This window comes from Allobosea sp. 05T439 (assembly GCF_056396005.1).
On record NZ_JBFTKP010000030.1, the window covers coordinates 1 to 14,566 of the forward strand.

Below are 14,566 nucleotides of genomic sequence, written 5' to 3' on the forward strand. Positions count from 1 at the left end.
GGACGTTCACACCCGGCTGGTTGCTCGAGGTGGTGATGGTGGGGTCGTAATTKGTATTGGTGACGACCGGTGCTCCGGGGGGGCCGAGCGGCATCATGTCGCCATCGGCATCATTGATGTAGGTCGGGGTCAGCAGCCGCGGGAAGATTTCGTCCGCAGCGCCGGCCTGGCTCTGACCTGGCAGGAGATGATTGTTACTGCCATCGACCGTTCTAAGGCCGATTGGCAGCAAGGATGCATCTTGACCGATAATATCGACAAGACTTTCACCCGCAACGTTACGCTCTGCAACCTTGATCTGCTCAAGAATCTTGTTCAGATCGGCGAGATTGACAACAAAGCTCGAAGCCATGATGGACCCCAAATTGCAAAACGCGGATTAATATTAGGGGCACATTAACTCCACCAACGTATAGGTGGTTAGAGGACAAGGTCACGGTATTTTCGGGACCAGCGCGTGCCTTTGGGGGGCCGCTGGTCTGTGCCCATTGGGGCCGAAACCTCCGACCTTGGTCTGAGGGCGTGGCAGCGAAACCTGCGACCATGGTCCGGTTCGTTCGGCTCTCTCGGTGCCGCAACCAGGCGGGCGATGACGCTGTCAGGCGTCGGTTCCATCGCACCATTGACGTTCAAGGCCGCCGTCTACGATCCGACACGGCTCCGGCGGTCAAAAACAGTGGCGGCCCACTTCGTGCTCACGCCGCACCACGACCAGTCAGGCGAGCGCGACAACCCGGGGCGGACATCGAAAGCCGGCGATGCCGAGGTGCGCTCGGCGCTGTTCCTGGCCGCGAACACGATCATGAACGGTCGAGGACAATCGTCGCCACTGCGCAAGTTCGGCGCGCGGCTTTCCCGGCTGAAGGGCCGCAGGCGCGTGATCGTCGCGGTGGCCCGCAAGCTCTCGCGGGCGTGCTGCACTAGAGGTGGACCGCCGGCCCCATGTTACTCGAGCCGGCTGACCGCGCGAGAAATTCGATGCTGTCCACCGCCATCCGAAACTGACCCCATTCCGTCATAAAGAACTGACCCCCAAGCCGTTTCCTCTCAGGAGGTTGCGGGTTGATGCGTCGCAGCAGCCTTTTGCAAAAGGCCGCTGCGACGCTTTTCACGGAGCCGATAGCTGTCTCCGCGGATGGTGATGACGTGGCTGTGGTGCAGGAGCCGATCGAGGATAGCTGTCGCACGATCGGATCGCCGAAGACCGAGCCCCATTCTCTGACGGCCCGGTTGGAGGTTACCGGCATCGCGCCCAGCTTAACGACGGCTGACCAGCTGGAAGAACAGATGCGCGGCGTCGAGCTCGAACGGCAGATAGCCACGTTCAACGACGATCAGTGGCTTCGGCTTGGCGTAGTGGCTGAGCCTCTCCTCGAGGCGCCCCTCGGCATAGGCCTTGGCTAGTTGCGCGACCAACGTCGTCGCCGGCGTGAAGCGAGTAGCCTGTGACGATGGCTTCGCGTCCGAGCGCGACCGCCAGATGGGTCTTGGCCACGCCCGGCGGGCCCCGAAGCAGGACCGCCTCGCCATTGGCGATGAATCGTCCCGTAGCGATCTCGCGGATCTGCGCCTTGTCGAGCGAGAAGTGTGCCCCGAAGTCGAAGTCCGGTGAGATCGCGCACGTAGGGAAAGCGCGCGAGCCCGAAGGACATGTCGATCCGGCGCTGATCGCAGCGCACGACCTCCCGCTCGCAAAACAGCGTCAGCGCCTCCCGGATCGTTGAGTTCGCGGCGGCCGGCCTCGTCGATCCGGAAGTGATCTTAGCGGAGCGAGACGAGCCACTCGGCCGTTCCGACTAAGGCGGCCAGATGAGCATCGTCGACGATCCGGCCATGACGCCCCTTTAACTCGGCATGGTTGACCACCTCCCGCCCGCCATGATGGATGCGCACGATCTCATCGCCGGCCGTGACCCGGACCCGCTGGCCGATCAGCGCCACGGCACCGAATAGGTGTTGGCGTCGATCGCCACCGCACATTCGGCGACCGCCTTGATCATCCTTCGCATGAACGAAGCCAGCAGCGATTGCGCCAGGACGGCGTCTCGGTGCCACGGGAGAATGTTCACTCGGACGGCCTGGAAATGCCGGGTCATCCTCCATTCGGAGGATGTCGAGCCTTTGCCTCGCGCCTACCAGAGACAGTCTTGGCTCGCTTGGGCGCAGCTGACCTTTGAAACCGAAGCCCCGGGCAAATGGAGCCCTCGCATAGCGTGCGACCTGGATGCCGACCGTGGGCGTCGCGGCCTCCAAACTCTCGCAGGCGTCTCGATGACCGTCTGGCCGGATGAGGCGGGAGCTCGAGCTCGGCGGCGACCAGGCCTCGATGGGTACGCACGATGCCGGTTCGGTCGTCCCGCTCGCTGTGTTGTCGGTAGGGTTCCAATTGATCCCCACGCCTGGAAAGGGTGGCATGGCCCCGAGCGCATCTGCTGGCGAGAGGCAATCGGCGATTCAGCCTGGGAGATTGCAATGCCGGTCGTTCAAATGCGTCCACACACTGACGATGTCTGCGATCACACGACGGCGGCCGAGGTCGATCGCCTCAAATCCGCCTATGCGAAATATGCGGACAGGGATCGCGTAAACCCGGAGAAGGAGAAACGCCCCGGACGCCTGCGCATGGTGCGCGATCGCGATATCGCCCTGTACCGGTTGCTTGATCGCGAAACGACCCCTCCCCTCAAGCGCTATCGGGTCCTGGATCTGGGCTGCGGGACAGGGGATCTGATCCACCAGTTGCAGCGCTACGGCTTTCCCAACGACCGTCTGTTCGGGGTCGACCTGCTCCCGGAAAGCCTCGCAACCKCCAAACGGAAATGCCCGGACGTATCGTTCACGGAAGCGAATGCCGAGCACGTGCCGTTTCCCGACCAGCGTTTCGATTTCATCCTGGTTTTCACGGTGTTCTCCTCGATCTTGAGCCCCGGCATGGCCAGTAACGTAGCGCGCGAGATCACCCGCGTCCTGACGCCGGACGGAGTGATCATCTGGTATGACCTGCGCTATCCCAATCCCTGGAACCGCAATGTCAGGGCCATGACACGGCGCCGCATCCAGGACCTGTTTCCTGATTTCGAGATTGAGCTGACCTCGAAAACGCTGCTTCCTCCCATCGCCTACCGGCTCGGCACACTCACAGACCCGCTCTATCCGACGCTGGCCCTCGTCCCCGCCTTTCGTTCCCACTATTTCGGMATGCTACGCAGTGCGTCCTCAGGCGTGATAGAATATGGAAGCACCGAGCCCTCGCCATCGCGCGAAAACAGCAAGCCGCCTTTCGGGCCGATGCCTTAATGTGAGAGCGCCGGATAACCGCGTGCTGTAGGCTCCTCCGCGACAGCGGATCCTGGCCTGCACCTCGGTGGTGATCCGATCGATCGACAGATTGCGGCTTGGGGCATCGATGCTGCTGATGCGGCTCATGGGGAGCCCGCGTGCGCTGACCATGTCCGAAATCAGATCGACATGGTCCACATGGTCCAGGCTGCCTTGCAGATCGATTTCGAAGTAGCGTTGAAGCGGACCGATCTTCTGCCAGCGATCCCGAAGGCGCACCTCCAGGAGGGGGCGTGGCGCCTCGAAGCGGATGAGCAGGTCCGGTTTCGGCACGATGTCGAGCGCGCGTGCGACAGGGTCGCGGTCGGTTATGCCGCTGAGCAGGATGAGCGAGGCCACCGCCTGGACCATACCCTGATCGAAGATCGTGATCGCATCGGAGGCTTGTCCCGCAGTCCATTGGTGATGGAGCAGGGCCAGGTGCCAATAAAGACGAACGAATAGCTCCCGGATCACTGGCGCATTGAAGGCGGCGCAATGAGTGGCATCAGCGCTGCGTCGATTCGCCGATCTCCGACGAGCCCGCCGCCACCGAGGCGAGATTGCCGCGGACTCCTCTGAGCTTGGGAGCCCGCGGGCCTCTGATGAAACGTCCCTGTATTTTCGCCCCGATATTGCGCCACCCTGCCGCCCAAGTAACTCGAGGAGGCCGACTAGGAATTCTTGATGAACTGAATTCGGGGCCGCGCTCGATCGGGCACTTTCTGCCACTCTGTTCGCACTGAGGCAGAAGCTTCCGAGCGCAGCATGGCTGTGGACAAGGGGAACGGGATGGACCAGTCGAGAATGGCCGACCAAACCGCCGAATTCGTCKGGCTGATGCAGCGCGCGCTGGATCTTTCGCTGTGGAGCCACGCCAAGGCGGTCGCACAAGCTGCCGGGCAGGATTACTCAGTGGTCGATGCCAAGACGGTAGCCAACGCCTACACCCAGGTGGCGCTGCAACTCCTGAAAGATCCCTGGGCGCTGGCCGAATTCCAGATAAACTTGTGGAGGGACGCCTCAAGCGCCTGGCTCGAAGCTTGGTCCGGCCCGGGCGAGGACAGCAGTGACCGACGCTTCCGCGACGGTCGCTGGAGTTCGGAACCGTTCAGCCGAGGGTTGCGCGACGTCCACCTGGCAATCGAACGGGCGGCTGAGAAGTTTCTCGGGTCGCTGCCCCATGACGGCAAGAACAACCTGCGCGTCCGCTTCTATACCCGGCAATTGCTCAGCGCTCTCTCGCCCAGCAACTACTTGGCGTTGAACCCGGCGGCGCGTGACCGTTTCTTGGAAACTGAAGGACGCAGCTTGCTAGATGGATTCCGCAACCTGCTGGACGATCTGGAACGCGGAGAGGGGAGGCTCGACATCGCCACCCACGACCCCAAAGCCTTCCACGTCGGCTGCGATCTGGCGTCGACACCCGGCCAGGTGATCTGGCAAAACGAACTGATGCAGCTCATCCATTACGAGCCGCTGACGGAGATGCAGCATAAGCGCCCGCTGCTCTTCGTGCCGCCCTGGATCAACAAATACTACATATTCGACATGAAGCCGGACAGCAGCATGGTCCGTTACATGCTGGCGCAGGGCCACAGTGTCTTCCTGATCTCGTGGGTGAATCCCACGAGTGCGCACGCCCATCTGAGCTTCGAGGATTACATGCGCCTCGGCCCACTCGCGGCGCTGGACGTGATGGGTAAGGCGACCGGCGAAATAAAGTTCGACATCCTCGGCTTCTGCATCGGCGGGATCCTGGTGGCGGCCACAATGGCTTGGATGGCGGCGCGCAGCGACAAGCGTGTCGCGACAGCGACGATCCTGGCCACGATGGTCGATTTCACTGATGTGGGCGAGATTGGCGTCTTCATCGACCGCGACCGCCTTCAGGTTCTGCGCGAGCACATGGCTGAGAATGGTTACCTGGAAAACCATCACCTGCAGGACATGTTCTCGATGGTTCGCGAGAACGACCTGATCTGGTCTTTCCATGTGATGAACTATTTAATGGGCCGCAAGCCGCCCGCGTTCGATCTACTGTTCTGGAACAGCGACAGTACTCGGCTGCCCGCCGCGATGCTGCTGTGGTACCTGGAAAAGATGTATATCGAGAACGGCTTGCGAAAGCCCGGCCATTTGACCATGGACGGTACGCCCATCGACCTCGGTAAGAGCGACGTTCCCTTCTACGTGCTTGCCACCAAGGAAGACCACATCGCGGTCTGGACCTCGATCTATCCAACCACGCAGCTTCTGGGCGGCGAGACGACCTTCGTGCTGGGGGGCTCAGGCCATATCGCGGGGGTAATCAATCCGCCGGGCAATCGGTCAAAGTATGGCTACTGGACACGGAGCGACTATCCCGAAAGCCCGCAGGAGTGGCTGGCTGGCGCCGAAAAACACGAGGGGTCGTGGTGGCCTCACTGGTTGGCCTGGATGGAGGCCCATCGTGGCGCCGAGGAGGTTCCCGCCTACCGGCCCGGTACCGGCGGGCTGAAACCGATCGAACCGGCACCTGGAAGCTACGTTCGGGCAGGCTGACCGGCTCCTCCATGTCGCGATCGACGATGCCTCGCGGCTGGCTTTCGTCGAAGTTCTGCCAAGCCTCGACCGGGACGACGCGACGGCCTTCCTCGAACGCGCGCTCGCCTGGTTCGGCCGTCTCGGCGCCACGGTCGAACGGGTGATGACCGATAACGGCTCGGCCTATCGCTCGAAGCTCTTCGCAGCCGCGCTCGCAAAGGCCGGCGCCCGCCATCTCCGCACCCGGCCCTACACCCCGCGAACCAACGGCAAGGCCGAGCGCTTCATCCAGACCAGCCTGCGCGAATGGGCCTATGCAAGACCCTATCAGAGCTCGGCAGAGCGCCAGGCCGCCATCGGACCATGGGCCGACAACTACAACCTCTCCCGCCCTCACTGAGCCCTCGGCGGAAAGTCGCCATGGACAAGACTGAACAACCTTCTTGGAAACGACAGCTAGCTGTCCGAAGGTTCGAAAGGCGGCGCGCTCGGCCCGGAATGTCATCTGCGTTGGGGCAAATGCTGGGATACGGAACATCGCATCGGATTTTAAAATGTAATTTCAAATACTTGCAGATCACGTTCGGCGGATCATCCCTCCGCCCTTTGATCCAATCTGGCCGAATTAGTTCCGGGCGCCAACTTGAGCCTTCCTCGCCCAGCCGTGAAGCCAGATACCCTAATCCGTGGGCTCGCACACACCATGGCGTGCGGCTCTTCGCTTCGCGCTTTCGCGCTCATAGCTAGGGACTGACTATGGCCCCATACGCGGCGTGGACTTCAGCCCCGCCACCGCTAGCGCTGAAGCAAGTTCAACGCCCCCACCTGGACGCATCGGCGTCAAGTTTTCCGGGTAAGTATTGGATTACAGCGGACTGAGACCTCTGGACAATCGCAAGCCAGGTCAGTCGGACCAGACTGCGCAACTGATTGCTTTGGTCAATTTGCGCTTTCCGAGTATCCGGGGGAGTTCTGCGCATCAGCTCCAGCTATTAATTGGTTGAGGGAATCACGAAGATTCCGGAGGCTCTCCGTTGGAAGAACGATACGAGCACGAACCACCGCGACCTGCTCCATGGCAGGCGTAGACTGGAACAGTGCGGCGGCATCTAGCTGGACATGGGTGAATGTTAAGGTTGTGAGCCCACCGGCACAGGAGCAGTTGTAGGGACCGACTGCGAGGATCTCGGCCACGTTGTTGGGGTCAATGACTTTAAAGATCGGATTGATCTCCATACCGATGCCTCTATCGATTGTATTGATGTGACGATATCCACAGCAGGCGGCGCAGGCGACTCATGTGCTGGTTTAGGTCTCGAGACCGATATCCAGTATGTCGGATCGAGCGGCGATGTCGCCTGGAATCTATGCACCTCGTGGGCCGGCAGAGGCGGTGATGTCGCCAGCTATTTCCGCACGGTGCGCACCCGCTGAGGTGTGGGAGACACCGGCCAGTTGCCGGTCGATACGCCCCGTTAGGACAGGAACTTCGGAGCGAGGGGTCTCCGGAGTAGCAAGTCCTCCGCGGCGCTCGATGCTCCGCTAACGAAATTGCTGGTAGGCGCTCGCCGAGAGTGGACCGAAGGCGGATGCTGACGCGCGATGAAATCTGGATTTTGCAATTGTTTCGGCCAGACACCGGCCGCGTCGATTTGCGGCCGAGCAAGTCGCGCGACGAACTGATTCGCAAGGGTCTGATCGAATGGGCGCCCGCGCCAGCGTGGGCGGGCTTTAGCACCTACGCTCTAACTGAGCGCGGGCGGGCGGTCGTGGGCGTGCTGCCGAGGGCGCCGGATTGATCAGTTGCGAGGATACGAGGGAAGCAACCGAGTTGAAGGGCTCGACCGAATCAGCTTTCGGACCGAGATCGAAAGGCCAGGATCGACCCAAGTAAGACGTTCGCGGCAGCCCGCCAAACGGTGAAGGATGCCCCATTGTTGACGCTGGCGACGTCCGCTTTCCGGCAGGCTGCTGGGGACTTAGCGCAATGTGTGAGGAATCATCGCAAGCGGCTCGCKAAATTCAGGAGCTCCGGAGGGGGGCAACGACTTCGAGCTGATGGATGCATTTGATGCGACGGTCCTCGGAGAGCAAGCGATGCCACGCTTGGGTCCATCGAGATCGCGGTAACCTTTGAGGCAGTTTGCTGATGCGTTCCGGAGGATCTGCATGAGATCGGAGCAGCTGATCGCGAGGCGTTCAAGCAGTTGACGGTTCTCGGAGCCGTTCGACGTGTGCCGGGAAGGAGGTCCCTGGGCGATGTTTGGTCAACTGGGAGAACGGCGTTGATGCTTGCAATCTTCATCTCATTTTCCGTCCTTTGGCTACAGTGTTCCCTTCGCCGCGCGCGGCTCGTCCGGCACTGGAAGCGGCCTGCTTGAACGCTGGGGTCAGGCCGACGCGCGGTCGGCGAAGATCCACACGCTCTCGGCCGGAAACTCGCACCAGGCAGGCCCGGGAGCGATGGGGTGCGGCCCGAACGCACGCAGATGCGCGCCGCCCAGCGACATCCGGTATTCCCAGTGCTGCCCGAGATAGATGCTGGCTTCGATCTCGACCGGAACGCGATTCTGGCCGGGGCCATCGGCGACCCGCACCTTGTCGACGCGGACGACCGCGACCGCGGCCTGAGAGGTCACCCCGTCCTGCGCGGAGCCGGCCAGCTGCCAGCCTGCGCCATGAATGGAGGTCACCCCGCCAGGCCCGGTACGCGCCTCGCCATGAAGCAGGTTGTTCGCGCCGAGGAACTCCGCGACATAGCGGTTGCGCGGGTTCTCATAGATATCGATCGGCGTTCCCTCCTGAAGGATGGCGCCGTCCTTGAGCAGGATCACCCTGTCGGACATCGCCAGCGCTTCGCTCTGGTCATGCGTCACGATGACGGCACAGAGCTGGAGGTCAAGGATCAGCTTGCGGATGAAATAGCGGGCCTCGTCACGCAGCTTCGCATCGAGATTGGACAAGGGCTCGTCGAGCAGTATCGCACGCGGCTCGTAGACCAGTGCCCGGCAGATCGCGACGCGCTGCTGCTGCCCGCCCGATAGCTGGAACGGATAGCGCTCGCCCAGATGTCCGAGCCCGAGCCGCCCGAGCATCTCGGCGACACGCCGGCCGATGTCGGCTGCCGCAACGCCGCGAAGCTTCAGGCCGAAGGCGACATTCTCCGCCACCGTGCGATGCGGCCAGAGCGCATAGGACTGGAAGACGAGTCCGATATCGCGCTGCTCCGGCGGCAGGCTGAAGCGGCGCTCGACATCGAGGACAGGTTTCCCCCCGATGGTGATGCGTCCCTTTGACGGGTGTTCGAGCCCCGCGATCKACCGCAGCAGCGTGGTCTTGCCGCTGCCGGAGGCGCCCAGCAAGGCGACGATCTCGCCGCGGCGCCCCTCGAAGGTCGCGCCCTTGAGGACCGGGGTCGCCCCGAGACTCAATTCGATGTTCTCGACGCGCAGATCCGTCATTTGGCATAGGCTCCGAAGCGGAAGGCCACCGCCGGGCCAAGGGCCGTGAAGGTGACGCTGATCAGGGACAGGGCAGCGATCGTGGCGAGATCGCCGCTGGCCAGAAGGGAGACGATCAGCGACCCGATCACCTCGGTTCCGCTGGTCATGAGATAGACGCCCGTCGCGTATTCACGCAGGAAGATGATCATGATCATCGCCCAGGCGCCGAAGAGGCCGGGACGGACGATCGGGATCACCACCTCGGTCCAGGTGCGCCGCAGGTTCGCCCCGCTGGTGCGGGCCGCTTCCTCGAGCTCGGGCGAGACCTGGAGCAGCGTGCTCTGGATCAGGCGCAGGCCATAGGACAGGCCGACCACGACATAGGCGACGAGCAGGCTCACCAGCGTCGCGCGCAACGGCGACAGGAACGGCACGAACAGGAACAGCCAGAAGAATGCGAGGCCGATGACGAGCCCCGGCAAGGCCCGTGGCAGCAGGATCATGTAGTCGAGCGCCACCGCGGCAAAGCTCGTATTCCGATGCCCCGCCAATGCCACGACGAGATAGACCGCAACCGCGATCGCACCGCCGACAACCGCGATCAGCCCGGTATTGACGAGGCCGCGCGACAGGCTGGAGATCCGGAACAGCTGCTGGAAATTCGCGAGCGTCAGGTGCTCCCGCAGATCGACGCCCTGCCCCCAGGAGTCGACGAAGGCCCGAACCGCAATCCCGCTGATGGGCAGGACGACCGAGATCAGCAGCCACAGCCCGATCAGGGAGAGGGCGACGACCTGGCCCGCGCGCCCGAGCTTGATCCGCGTCGGCCGGCCGCCCCTGCCACCGACGGTCGCATAGCGGCGCGAACGGTCGAGGAGGCGGCGCTGGATCGCCACGAGCGGCAAGGTGACGATCAGCAGCAGCACGGCGACCGCCGCCATCAGGTGATAGGAGGGCACGCCGAGCAGTGTCGTGAGCTTGTAGAGATAGGTCGTCAGGACGAGCACGCCGCTGGGATCGGCGAGGACGAGCGGCAGGCCGAAGCTCTCGAAGGCGAGCAGGAAATTCAACGCCGCGCTGTAGACCAGCGCCGGCAGGACCAGCGGCAGCGTCACCTCCAGCGCGATCCGCGGCAGGCCGGCGCCCATCGTGCGCGCCGCCTCCTCCAGATCGGCCGGAAGGTTCCGCATCGCCGATGAGACATAGAGATAGACGTAAGGCACATGGCTCAGGCCGCCGATGACGATGAGCGACGGCAGCCCGTAGATATTCCACGGCACGAAACCCAGCACATCCTGCACCGCGAGCGAGACGAAGCCCGAGGGCCCGACCGAGACGGTGTAGCCGAAGCCGAGGACCAGGGCCGACAGGAACATCGGCACCAGCACGACGGGCTCGATCCAGGCACGCCCCTTGATGTCGGTGCGCGTCAGCAGGAAGGCGAGCGCCGCCCCGAGCGGCACCGCGATGACGACGAGGCCGACGGCGAAAGCAAGTGTCGTCCACAGCGCCCGATAGAAATCCGGGTCGGCGAAGACATAGGCATAGGACGAGAAGCTGAATCCCGCGGTCGCGTAGAAGAACGGACCGTCGAGAACGCTCTGGTAGATTATGAGCCCGACAGGGGCGAGAACCAGCAATCCGAGCAGGCCGATCGTGATCCCGCGAAAACCCAAGGCATCGCCCCTGGCACGCATGAAATAGTCCTTCTCTGCCTTGGCGTGATGGCGCCGCTCAGCGGCGCATCGCCTGCTTCCAGCGGGTGAAGAAATCCGCGCGCTTGGTCTTATCGAGATTCTCGAGCAGCGCAGCATCGAGCGCGATCGGCTGCAGCTTGCCATTCGCKAGCTCGTTCAGGCTCTTGAAATTGGGCACGCCGTCAACGTCGCTGCGCACAGAGGGAAGTCCCGATTCACCCATCACCTTCTGCCCCTCCTTGGAGAGCATGAAGTCGATCAGGAGCTTGGCTGCATTGGGATGCGGCGCGTTCTTCGCGATCAGCGCCGCACGCGAGACAGCGCTCGTGCGTTCGTCGGAATAGATGATGCCCAGCGTCGGATTGGCCTTCACCCATTCGGTCGCGTAGGCGCCATTGACGTAGAAGGCGATGATCTCCTCTCCGGACACCACCTTCTCGCGCATCTGCCCGGAATTGGAGTAGATCTTGCCGCCGGACTCGCCAAAGGCCGACATCAAGGCCCAGAAGCCGGGATTGTGGCGCATGTCGTCCTGCATGGCGACATAGCCCTGCCCAGACTTCTCCGGATCCCAGCTTGCGACCTTGCCCTGGAAGACCTCCTTATGCTCCTTCAGGAGCCGGGTCAGGTCGGCTAGGTTCTTCGGCACCATCGGTGCCGGCACGAGCTTCTTGTTGTAGAGGATCACGCCCGGCACGATCGAGGTCAGATAGGCGGCGTCCTTGTACTTCGCGAAGCCTGGCAGGTTCGGCGCCTCGGGCGACACATAGCTTTCCGCGAGGCCATCCTCGACAAGGCGAACCTGGAGATCGAGGCCGACCGACCAGACCACGTCGCCACCGACCTGCTTTGCCGCGAACTCGCTGACCACGCGGTTGTAGATCGCGGTGTTCGAGAGGTCGTTATAGTCGATCGTGACGCCGGGATATTTCTTCTGGAACGCACTGATGAGCGCGTTGGCCTGCCCGGAATCAGTCGGCGAGTAGACGACGACCTTGCCCTCCTTCTTCGCCGCCGCCACCACGTCCGCGTAGGCGGCCGGATAGGTGGTTGATGTCGTTTGAGCCACCGCCGCTGTTTCCGCGAAAGCAGCCAGGGCCATCGCGGCACAGGTCGTCTTTAAAAAAGCCGGGCATTTGCATCTCCTCCTTGGTCGGGAACCCTCGTTGATCGGAGCCCCATGTTTGATCTGCGGGATATCAGGTCTTGGTCTCGAGATAGCGCTGCTTGGCTTCGGTCTTCATCGGAAAGCGGCCCGGCGGGGGGCAAACGGCATCAGCCCCCTTTGACTAACTCGCGCATTCGGGCAACGGCCGCGTCCGGGGCCGACAACACGGGAACATCGACGACTGCCCGCACCGCGACGGCCGCGCGCGAGGTCGAAAAATGCGCCAGCATGATCGCGTCGTGGCCGCCCAGATCGCGCGCGCGTTCGGCGACCAAGCGATTGTGGCTGTCGGCGTCGCCCCTGTTCAAAAGGGCGATGGCGTCGTCGACGACGATCGTATCGAGCGTTGCCGCAGCCCGTGCCTCCATCACGAAGGCCTCGAACTCGCGGGTCATGGTGGAGACGGCAGGCGCGAAGGTCGCCAGCATTCCGACACGGCCACCGGTGGCGATGGCGCGGCGGAACATGGCTTCGTTGGGCCTCAGCACCGGAATGGGAAGCGTCTGCGCCATGCGCTCGATCGCCGGGCCGAAGGCGGAGCAGGTGACAAGGATGCCGTCGGCACCGATGCGATGGGCATAGCGGCCGAAATCGACGAAGCGCTCTGTCAGCCCTTCAGACAGATCCGCCCCATCCCTGGCACGGTCTGTCGTCAGGCTGTCGTCCAGCAGGTTCACCGGTTCCGCCTCCGGCCACAGCCGCGCCATCGCCCACATCACAGGCTCGATCGCGACGGGCGTCGCGTGAAACAGGACGATCCGGGGGCGAGCTGCCATCACACCTGTTCCAGCGTGGGGGCAGAAACGGCCTCACCTTGCGTCAGAAAGGTCTGGTCCTGCCGCCGTCTCAGGCTCCAGAGCGGCGAGGCTGCGGGCTCCTCGATCATGTCATAGGTTATCGCGGTCCCGGCCGGGATATCGACCAAGGCGCGGTTCCCGACGAGCAGGCGGCTCCAGTCCCCGCGCGATGTATTTGCGCACCGTCTTGCGGTCGGCACCTGTCGCCTTGGCGATCGCGGACACCGACAGGCCCTGCCGATGAAGATCCAGGATCATCATCATCTCCCCKAGCTTGATCACCGAAATCCCTCTCCCGACGGAGAAGCATCGGTGATGACGCGCCGCCGGTCTCCCGGGGCGCGCCCCGGGAGACCGGCGGCGCGCTAAACTGGGGAGAAATCAAACGGCGCTTCTGAKGAGTTTTGATCCGGCAGCCACAGAGGCCTCCATGACGGATCCCGTCACCGTCAACCCGCTGCGCCAGCGGATGATCGAGGACATGACCATCCGCCAGTTCGGTGAGCACACGCAGCGCGACTATGTTCGGCAGGTCCGCGCGTTCACGGCCTTTCTGGGCGTCTCGCCCGACCGGGCCGAACCGGAAGATCTGCGGCGCTATCAGCTTCACCTGGCTTCGCTCGGTGCGAGCTATTCGCGGATGAACCAGGCCTGCACGGCGCTGCGCTTCTTCTTCCATGTCACGCTGGGCCGGACCGGCTTCGGCGACCGGATGGCGCTCCAGATCGTCACGTCGCGGCGACAGGCACTGTCAGCACGAGCGCCCATAGCCCTTGGATTGATCAAACCTCGACGACACAGCCGGGATCAAACCATGGATTCTCGCGATCGCCATTGCGGTTGGGGTAGCCAGCTTGATTGGCCAGGATGCGCGTCCGACCGACCTTGTAGTCATGTGACCCATGATCATGGCCGTGGATCCAGAGCTCAGGCTGGTATTCCTCGATCAGGGCGCCGAGGTCCGATACGAAGGCCGGCGACAATTCGCTCCCCTGGTGCCTCGGTTGAACCGATTGCGGGTGTGGCGCGTGGTGCGTGACCACTACCGTAGGACCATCGTGCGGCTTCCCTAGCTCGCTACGGATGAACGCCAGATCGAGCCGATGCTCAGCCGCTGCATGCCACGGCATAAAGCGGCTGTAGTGACCGCTTTCCTCCCGGTAGCGGATAAGGCGGTGATCGTTCAGCTCCTGCCCGGCAAAGACCATCGACGGCTTGGGCGTCCCGAGAAGGCGGTAGTCCGTCCAAAGCGTACAGCCGATGAAGCGGACCTGCCCGATCATAACGGTGCGGCGATGCAGTAGATGGATGCCGACCTTGTCAGCGAGGTCGCTTCCAGCGGCCAGGCTGCCCTTCATCTCGCTCTTGTAGAACTCGTGGTTGCCAGCGACGTAGACGATTTCGCGGTCACGGAGCGGCCCGGCTTCCCGCTGCTCCACCATCCACTCGAGCGCAGCACTGATCGGCTTGTGCACATCGCCGGCGAAGACCGCGACATCAAACTCCGGCATCGGTTTGGCGAACAGGAACGGACCGAATTCGAGATGCATATCGGAAATCACCAAAAGGCGCATCCTGCCCTTCCTCATCTATCTGGCATTGTTGGCGGAATGCGCC

The 14,566-nt window shown here is 62.9% G+C and carries 14 protein-coding genes and 4 pseudogenes; 6 read left to right on the forward strand and 12 right to left on the reverse strand.

Going from position 1 to position 14,566, the window contains the following annotated elements; all coding sequences use genetic code 11:
- Window positions 1–352 (reverse strand): hypothetical protein (locus AC1DIO_RS25920; protein WP_476854289.1); only part of this gene is annotated, 352 nt, incomplete at its 3' end.
- 237 nt (window positions 353–589) lie between these two features.
- Between AC1DIO_RS25920 and AC1DIO_RS25925 the strand changes: the two genes are divergently transcribed.
- Complete coding sequence (locus AC1DIO_RS25925) at window positions 590–1,021, forward strand: transposase (protein ID WP_476833218.1); 432 nt, start codon at window positions 590–592, stop codon at window positions 1,019–1,021.
- A gap of 26 nt (window positions 1,022–1,047) precedes the next feature.
- Here AC1DIO_RS25925 and AC1DIO_RS25930 read toward each other — a convergent pair.
- The 3 genes and pseudogenes from AC1DIO_RS25930 to AC1DIO_RS25940 form a co-directional block, all read right to left on the reverse strand.
- A pseudogene (locus tag AC1DIO_RS25930) lies at window positions 1,048–1,669 on the reverse strand (ATP-binding protein).
- Between the two features lie 92 nt (window positions 1,670–1,761).
- On the reverse strand, window positions 1,762–1,941 hold the full coding sequence (locus AC1DIO_RS25935) for a Mu transposase domain-containing protein (protein ID WP_476769844.1): 180 nt from the start codon (window positions 1,939–1,941) through the stop codon (window positions 1,762–1,764).
- Window positions 1,932–2,096 (reverse strand): hypothetical protein, encoded by a 165-nt coding sequence (locus tag AC1DIO_RS25940; RefSeq protein ID WP_476769845.1) that lies wholly within the window; start codon window positions 2,094–2,096, stop codon window positions 1,932–1,934. The genes AC1DIO_RS25935 and AC1DIO_RS25940 overlap by 10 nt, the downstream gene beginning before the upstream one ends.
- Before the next feature lie 175 nt (window positions 2,097–2,271).
- On the opposite strand from AC1DIO_RS25940, the gene AC1DIO_RS25945 reads away from it, so the two are divergent.
- A complete protein-coding gene (locus AC1DIO_RS25945) occupies window positions 2,272–3,297 on the forward strand; it encodes a class I SAM-dependent methyltransferase (protein WP_476854290.1) in 1,026 nt (341 codons plus the stop codon).
- Here the strand turns inward: AC1DIO_RS25945 and AC1DIO_RS25950 are convergent.
- Window positions 3,217–3,690: a hypothetical protein gene (locus AC1DIO_RS25950; RefSeq protein ID WP_476854291.1), complete on the reverse strand. Its 474-nt coding sequence runs from the start codon at window positions 3,688–3,690 to the stop codon at window positions 3,217–3,219. The genes AC1DIO_RS25945 and AC1DIO_RS25950 overlap by 81 nt on opposite strands.
- Window positions 3,691–4,086: 396 nt before the next feature.
- Here AC1DIO_RS25950 and AC1DIO_RS25955 point away from each other — a divergent pair, with 396 nt between their 5' ends.
- Window positions 4,087–5,862, forward strand: coding sequence for a PHA/PHB synthase family protein (locus AC1DIO_RS25955; RefSeq protein ID WP_476854292.1), 1,776 nt, complete (start codon window positions 4,087–4,089; stop codon window positions 5,860–5,862).
- A pseudogene (locus tag AC1DIO_RS25960) lies at window positions 5,837–6,241 on the forward strand (DDE-type integrase/transposase/recombinase); the annotation flags it as partial. The gene AC1DIO_RS25955 and the pseudogene AC1DIO_RS25960, both read left to right, overlap by 26 nt.
- Window positions 6,242–6,783: 542 nt before the next feature.
- Here AC1DIO_RS25960 and AC1DIO_RS25965 read toward each other — a convergent pair.
- Window positions 6,784–7,080, reverse strand: a complete 297-nt coding sequence (locus AC1DIO_RS25965) for a hypothetical protein (RefSeq protein ID WP_441508957.1) — start codon at window positions 7,078–7,080, stop codon at window positions 6,784–6,786.
- A 353-nt stretch (window positions 7,081–7,433) separates the two neighbouring features.
- On the opposite strand from AC1DIO_RS25965, the gene AC1DIO_RS25970 reads away from it, so the two are divergent.
- Window positions 7,434–7,643: a hypothetical protein gene (locus tag AC1DIO_RS25970; protein WP_476769850.1), complete on the forward strand. Its 210-nt coding sequence runs from the start codon at window positions 7,434–7,436 to the stop codon at window positions 7,641–7,643.
- Window positions 7,644–8,234: 591 nt separating this feature from the next.
- Here the strand turns inward: AC1DIO_RS25970 and AC1DIO_RS25975 are convergent.
- From AC1DIO_RS25975 to AC1DIO_RS25995, 5 genes and pseudogenes are all read right to left on the reverse strand, one after another.
- Window positions 8,235–9,305, reverse strand: coding sequence for an ABC transporter ATP-binding protein (locus AC1DIO_RS25975; protein ID WP_476854293.1), 1,071 nt, complete (start codon window positions 9,303–9,305; stop codon window positions 8,235–8,237).
- Complete coding sequence (locus tag AC1DIO_RS25980; protein ID WP_476854294.1) at window positions 9,302–10,984, reverse strand: ABC transporter permease; 1,683 nt, start codon at window positions 10,982–10,984, stop codon at window positions 9,302–9,304. The genes AC1DIO_RS25975 and AC1DIO_RS25980 overlap by 4 nt, the downstream gene beginning before the upstream one ends.
- Before the next feature lie 37 nt (window positions 10,985–11,021).
- Window positions 11,022–12,053, reverse strand: coding sequence for an ABC transporter substrate-binding protein (locus AC1DIO_RS25985; protein WP_476854295.1), 1,032 nt, complete (start codon window positions 12,051–12,053; stop codon window positions 11,022–11,024).
- Window positions 12,054–12,259: 206 nt separating this feature from the next.
- Complete coding sequence (locus AC1DIO_RS25990; protein WP_476854296.1) at window positions 12,260–12,928, reverse strand: aspartate/glutamate racemase family protein; 669 nt, start codon at window positions 12,926–12,928, stop codon at window positions 12,260–12,262.
- 150 nt (window positions 12,929–13,078) lie between these two features.
- Window positions 13,079–13,231, reverse strand: a pseudogene (locus tag AC1DIO_RS25995) (helix-turn-helix domain-containing protein); the annotation flags it as partial.
- A gap of 187 nt (window positions 13,232–13,418) precedes the next feature.
- Here AC1DIO_RS25995 and AC1DIO_RS26000 point away from each other — a divergent pair.
- Window positions 13,419–13,631: pseudogene (locus tag AC1DIO_RS26000) on the forward strand (phage integrase N-terminal SAM-like domain-containing protein); the annotation flags it as partial.
- Between the two features lie 100 nt (window positions 13,632–13,731).
- Here AC1DIO_RS26000 and AC1DIO_RS26005 read toward each other — a convergent pair.
- Window positions 13,732–14,523 carry a metallophosphoesterase gene (locus AC1DIO_RS26005; RefSeq protein ID WP_476770979.1) on the reverse strand — a complete coding sequence of 264 codons (792 nt, stop codon included), beginning with the start codon at window positions 14,521–14,523 and terminating at the stop codon, window positions 13,732–13,734.
- Between the last annotated feature and the right edge of the window lie 43 nt (window positions 14,524–14,566).